At 63.4% G+C, this 5298-nt stretch carries 8 protein-coding genes; 1 reads left to right on the forward strand and 7 read right to left on the reverse strand.

Features of this window, described 5'->3' with window-relative positions; all coding sequences use genetic code 11:
* Positions 1–3 precede the first annotated feature (3 nt).
* Together LAN64_20580 and LAN64_20585 are read right to left on the reverse strand one after the other, a co-directional pair.
* Positions 4–597, reverse strand: coding sequence for a hypothetical protein (locus tag LAN64_20580; protein MBZ5570222.1), 594 nt, complete (start codon positions 595–597; stop codon positions 4–6).
* Between the two features lie 17 nt (positions 598–614).
* The gene (locus LAN64_20585) at positions 615–1571 is read right to left on the reverse strand and encodes a hypothetical protein (GenBank protein ID MBZ5570223.1); all 957 of its coding nucleotides are present in this window, start codon (positions 1569–1571) and stop codon (positions 615–617) included.
* Positions 1572–1701: 130 nt separating this feature from the next.
* Between LAN64_20585 and LAN64_20590 the strand changes: the two genes are divergently transcribed.
* The gene (locus tag LAN64_20590) at positions 1702–1929 is read left to right on the forward strand and encodes a hypothetical protein (protein ID MBZ5570224.1); all 228 of its coding nucleotides are present in this window, start codon (positions 1702–1704) and stop codon (positions 1927–1929) included.
* Between the two features lie 180 nt (positions 1930–2109).
* Here LAN64_20590 and LAN64_20595 read toward each other — a convergent pair whose 3' ends face one another.
* From LAN64_20595 to LAN64_20615, 5 genes are all read right to left on the reverse strand, one after another.
* Positions 2110–2553 carry an ATP-binding protein gene (locus LAN64_20595; protein MBZ5570225.1) on the reverse strand — a complete coding sequence of 148 codons (444 nt, stop codon included), beginning with the start codon at positions 2551–2553 and terminating at the stop codon, positions 2110–2112.
* On the reverse strand, positions 2547–4355 hold the full coding sequence (locus tag LAN64_20600) for a Mu transposase C-terminal domain-containing protein (protein ID MBZ5570226.1): 1809 nt from the start codon (positions 4353–4355) through the stop codon (positions 2547–2549). The genes LAN64_20595 and LAN64_20600 overlap by 7 nt, the downstream gene beginning before the upstream one ends.
* A complete protein-coding gene (locus tag LAN64_20605) occupies positions 4292–4630 on the reverse strand; it encodes a hypothetical protein (protein MBZ5570227.1) in 339 nt (112 codons plus the stop codon). The genes LAN64_20600 and LAN64_20605 overlap by 64 nt, the downstream gene beginning before the upstream one ends.
* Positions 4627–5118: a hypothetical protein gene (locus tag LAN64_20610; protein ID MBZ5570228.1), complete on the reverse strand. Its 492-nt coding sequence runs from the start codon at positions 5116–5118 to the stop codon at positions 4627–4629. The genes LAN64_20605 and LAN64_20610 overlap by 4 nt, the downstream gene beginning before the upstream one ends.
* On the reverse strand, positions 5115–5298 hold a 184-nt coding region (locus LAN64_20615), incomplete at its 5' end, for a hypothetical protein (GenBank protein MBZ5570229.1). The genes LAN64_20615 and LAN64_20610, both read right to left, overlap by 4 nt.

Below are 5298 nucleotides of genomic sequence, written 5' to 3' on the forward strand. Positions count from 1 at the left end.
CGATCACTCCATGCTGGGCGCCCAGGTGCCGAAATTCTTGCCGTCGCAGATATCATCACGGCCCGAGGCCCACACCGCGATTTGTTCGGCCTCTTGCTGCGACCAACTGCGGTCAGGATCGCCGTCGTCCTTCTTCCAGATGGTGATGACCGGCCGGCCATGGAAGCGAGGGCGCAGCCGGTCGGAGACCCGCGAGCCCGGACACAACTGCAAACCCGAGCCGTAATTGCCCTGTGTGAGCGAACAACCTTCGGCGCAGATCTCGCGGACCTCGGGAAGATCGCTGAGCGCCTGCCCGACCGTGATGTGCTTATCGACCTTGAAGCGTACCTCCTCGACGCGCAGCGTCGGTCGAATCCGCGAGCGCGAATCATCGACGTAATAGATCACGCGCGCCAGGTAGTCGCTCTTGCGGCCGTGGCGCAAGTAGTGAGCACCGGATTTCTCGGGAACAAACTGGCTTGGGATTGGCTGGCCGAAACGGGCGATGATCTGCTCGTAGGTGGCGCCAACCTGGAACAACTTCCGCGAGGGCGCGTTCTGGGCGCCCACCGCAAGAGTAGCGAGCAGGAAAATCGACAGCGCGAAACGGTTCACGATTCCTCCTCGGCGCGCTACCGGCGCGGCACGTCGCAGTCCTGGAGACCGTAATAGGTGAGCAGTTGTAGGATGTCGCCGCGGACCGTAGGTTCCCACACATCCTTACATTTCCGAATCTCTTCGATGAAGGCGGCGCGGTCGCCCGCGGCCGCGAGTGCTGGCCACAGCGCCACCGTCTTGGCACGCCGGTTCGCCACGGCGAGAAACCACGCATCGATCCCAACGCGGCCAATATTAAAGTCCGCGTCTGGAAGGACACCGATGTAACACCCGTCGTCGCCGAATCGCGTCACCGCCTCCGCTATCAAAAGGCTTGCCGGTACACCCGTCGCGCGCTGTGCCTCTTGCGCCGGCAGCACAGCGTAAGTGAGGAAGTGTGCGAAGTCGATATGCTCCACCGTTTTAGCCGGCAGCAGATTTCTCTTCACGAGTCCCGTCGGCCATAGCTCGATCACGCGATCAAGCGAGTGCCGAAATTGAAGCATCTGACTCTTATCCGGGGGAAGCGCGCCGGGCGCCCAGGGCGCGACATTGAGTTGATCCAGGTGATAGTCTTCCATGCAGTGGAGCACGTCTTCCTTGCCCTCCATCCGACCATCGCCCCAGATTTTGCTCTGGCGCAACTCCTCTATGAAGGCGACCGGATCGCTTGCAACCGCGAGAGCCGGCCCGAGTGACTTGTCGTTCTTCAGGCGTTGCGCGAGCCGCAGGAAGTAGGACTCCACATCGGGGCGGAGAGTGCGATAGTCCCAGCCAGGCTCGCGCTTATAGATCGCCCAGGGAATTAACAGACTGGTGGGGACACCGTGTACGCGCTCCGCATTTTGTGCGGCGAAAACCGTGCCCGAAATGAAGCACGTAAGCTCAAAGCTGTGCAGCAGCTGCGTCGGGAGAAACCTTCTATGCACGTCATCCGGTAAATCGGGTTCATCAAACCACGCCGCGTTAATGGCTGCGAGCGCCTTGCGCACAGTCCGAAAGTAACGATCGACACAAGTCTCATGGAGCCTCCTGGCGGGGCTCTTACTCCTTGGTTTCCTATTCGACTTCATTGTTCGCCTCCGCGCGGCGCGCGGTGGCGCCGCCTCTGAGGCACGCTGAGTGGGGTTCGCGCTCGGCGTCCACAAGCCAGCTTTTTTCAGCATCGCTTTCAGCGCCCACCGCACACGATTGCAATCGGCGAGCGTCCGCAGCGCCGAACTCTTCACCGGCGACGATGGCCCGCGAAGCCAGGCATCGAACGCCTCGCGCGACCAGCCCAACCGTTGCCGCATTTCGTCGAGCGGCGCCAGATCCTCGGCAGTCGCGATGCTCGGCGGGCGCGGATAGGCGCGGCGTCCTTCAAGCCCGCAAGCCTCGGCGCCCTGGCGGCTGCGCGGCCGGGGAGAGCGGCGACGAATCGGCGCACTCGGCGAGGGTCAGACGAGGTGAGGTCGAGCGAGCGCGCCGCATAAATGCCGAACAGCGTGTGCAGCGCCCGCAAGTGACCGTCCGAAATTGGTTGAGTTGTCACTCCGCACCGCCTTCCTCGATTCCGAACTTCAGCTCGTGAATCATGTTGAACAGCCGCCGCGCCGAGATGTAGGTGTCCGCCTTCTTGCGTCCGGGCGCCTGGCGCAGGTGAGGCACGCGCGAGTGCGCCAGCAGCTTGTTGATCACGCCGGGCGTGGCGGCTTCGCCCAACTCTTCCAGGGCGGCGCGCGAGGCTTCCTGGTCGGTCATGCCGGGCAGCCGCTCGCCGGCATAGAAACGCGAGTTCCACTGCTCCAGCCGCACGGCGTTGAGCAGGAAGTTGCGTTCCAGCTCGTGCGAGCCCATGAAGACCATCCCGATCTGCGCCAGGTCGAGCAGTTCGCGCACCGTTTCCAGGCAAGCGATATCGAGATGCTGCGATTCGTCGAACACCAGCACCGCGGAGCGAGCCGCCAAGGTGAGGCGAATCATTTTCAGCACGGCGGCGCGGTTGCCCGCGGGTCGGTCAGCTTCACTGCGCGCCTCCTTTCTTCATCAGCGCGCGGATATCGCTGACGGCATCGTCGGTGTACATGGGCGCGGTGGAATCCCGGCTGGCGGGTTGTGCCTGCAGCAATCTGGGTGGGGGTGGGGCCGTGCCAGAAGCGGTCGATCTGGCGATGCGCGGCGCGGCCCATGCGGAGCTTGCTTTTGATCTCGGCTTCAGTCTGCGGCGAGCGCTCGCCGGGCAGTCCGCGATCTACGCGCGGCTGGCGATGCAGCCGGGCAATGATCTTGCCGCCGGCGATGGCCAGCGCGCGATCCAGGTTGTCGGGATCGTAGGCAATCACGATCTCGGTGCCGTTGGCGCCATACATGGCGGCGGCGTCGTGCTCGCTTTCGCCTTCGTAGGCTTGCTTGTTGATCTGCACCGTGCAATTGCCGACGGTGCGCGGCTCATGCGCCCAGAACAGCGGCTCGATGGCGACGATGTCCACCGGCTCGGGATTCGGCAGCAGCTCGCGCATGACGTCGTAGGGCGCGCGGCCGTTCATCCCGTAGCCGTCGTGGATGTGGAAAGCGTTGTATTCCTCCTCCCAGGCGTGCATCAGTTTGACGACATGCGACGCCGGGAGAAACGGCGTCTCGTTCGATTTGCCGTCCAACCACAGGTGGTGGCGCTTCTCGGCCTCGCGGCATTGATCGGGACGCAACGATGGCTTCGCGCCGGCATAGCCTTTGCCGAACATCACATCGAAACGCTTGCTGACCGTCGCGTGGTAACTCTCGATGCACTTTGAGCGCGGATGAAAAGGCAGGCAGTACTGCGGCACGATGCCGAGACGCTGCAGTAGGTTCTCGGTGATCTGGCCGGCGACGATGCGGCCGTTTTCGTCGGTGTCTTGCGCCTCGCGCACGTAGGCGCCGCCAACCTTTTTGAAGTCCTTCCCGTTATCGATATAGAAAACGCGCGGCCTTCCGAAGCGGCTCATGCCCAGCCGCAGGGCGCCGGCAATCGAGCGCCAGCTTGGCGTCGCGCAGCAAGTTGACCAAACCACGCGGGAGCACATGTCCTCGATGGTGGTCACCCAAACCCGTAGCAGGCGCCAAAACTCGGCGCCGCTGAAATAATCGTTGTAGCTGAGGACATCGAGCACGCGGTGATCGCATACCCAGATGTCGTTAACCCGCTCGGCCATCTTGGTGAGCACGAAGGGCGAGTATTTGGCATCGTGCTTCTGGCGGGGAAGCCGCGCGGCATCGCGCACCACCGGAGGCAGCGAGGACAGGAAGGCTCGTACCGTGGGATAACTGACAGGACGGCGGCGAAGATGGCATTCGCACAGGCGCGTCTGGCCACTCGTGGTTTTGCCAATCGGATGAGGACCGCCATAGAGGCGGGAATACTCGCGGCGCAACTCGTCGTAAACAAGCGCCAGGTTGGGAGAGCCGGTGGGCGAGCATTGCCCCAGCTCGTGATACTTCGCCAGGACGAACTTCGCGGCCTCGGCGTGGGTCTCGAAGTACTTGGAGCGCGTCGCGTCGGCGCGGCGCTCGCGTACCAGTCCGACCATGCCATCTTTTTTAAATGCGCCGCGCCATCTCCAGAGAGTTGCATACGAGACGGAGTTCTGCTCGGCCAGGTATCGCGCCATGTCACGGTCTGTGCACACGGCCGATCCGTCGCGCAGCGTGTAGGCGAGTCTGTGTCCTGCCTGCCACTCGATCAGCGGCGTGATTACTTGCAGGCGCCGCTTGGCCTCGGCGCGCTGCTCTTCCGGGATGGCGCTCCAGGCGCGCACATCGACTTCCACCGGAGAGGCGAATGGCTGGGCTGCGCGGGATCGGCGGGAACAAGCGTATGGCACTGCGCGGCTTCCAGTTGAAGGCGTGCGTATTTCGTCTGCGCGTCGGCGGAGAGAGATGAGATCGCAATTTCGAGCTGGGGGCGTCCGCGGCGTTTGCGACGCTGATAACGAGAGGCGTAGGCGCCGCTGGCAGCCTTTCGCCGCACGGTGCGCTCGGCATCGCCGGTGACGCGCATCACGGTCGCGATGCCCAACCAAGTGTCGTTCATGGCGTTCTCTTTCGGCGCCGGCGCGCGGCGCGCGCTTGCGCGCGAACGCGCTTCAATTCTCGACACACGGTCTGATAGCAAGGCGGCTCGGCAATGTGCCCGCTGATCGAGTCATAGGCGGCTTTGGCAGAGAGTTTTTTTCGGAAGATTAGTTTGGCGAGTAGCTGCGCGACATACGGGCGTTCGTCGAAGTATCGCCGCTTTCCCTTGTCGGAGCGCTTCCGGCGCATGAGTGCGGCGAAGCCGGCGCAGCCGCCGGCCTGTTTGAAAGCGTCGTACCAGCGCCAAATTGAGCGTAGGCACACGCCGCACTGAAGCGCGATGTCGGCGGCGATTGTCTCCGACGTGCCCGCCTTTCGCCCATTCGACAACACAACAGTGATAGCGCAGCCGGCTCGCAGTTGCCAGAAGTATTGGAGCAGAGGAAGAATCGCAAGCAGCCGCTCCGGCGCGGTGCGAGGCTTCGATGATGGCTTGCGTCGCCTCATGCGCGCCGCCTCTCGATTGCGTTCGCCAGCGCTGAAGGTTCGCCAAGCAATGCTGCGGCGGCCTCGCCGAGTTCCAGAATCCTCAACAGCTCTTCGCCGATCAAGAATCGGAGCGCGCGGTCGTCACCAACAGCGCGGCAGAAGGCAGGCAGGAGGATCGCTGGCATACGGCCCGTTTCG

It is taken from the genome of Terriglobia bacterium, from assembly GCA_020073185.1.
In the GTDB taxonomy this organism is placed as follows: Bacteria; Acidobacteriota; Terriglobia; order Terriglobales; family Acidobacteriaceae; genus JAIQGF01.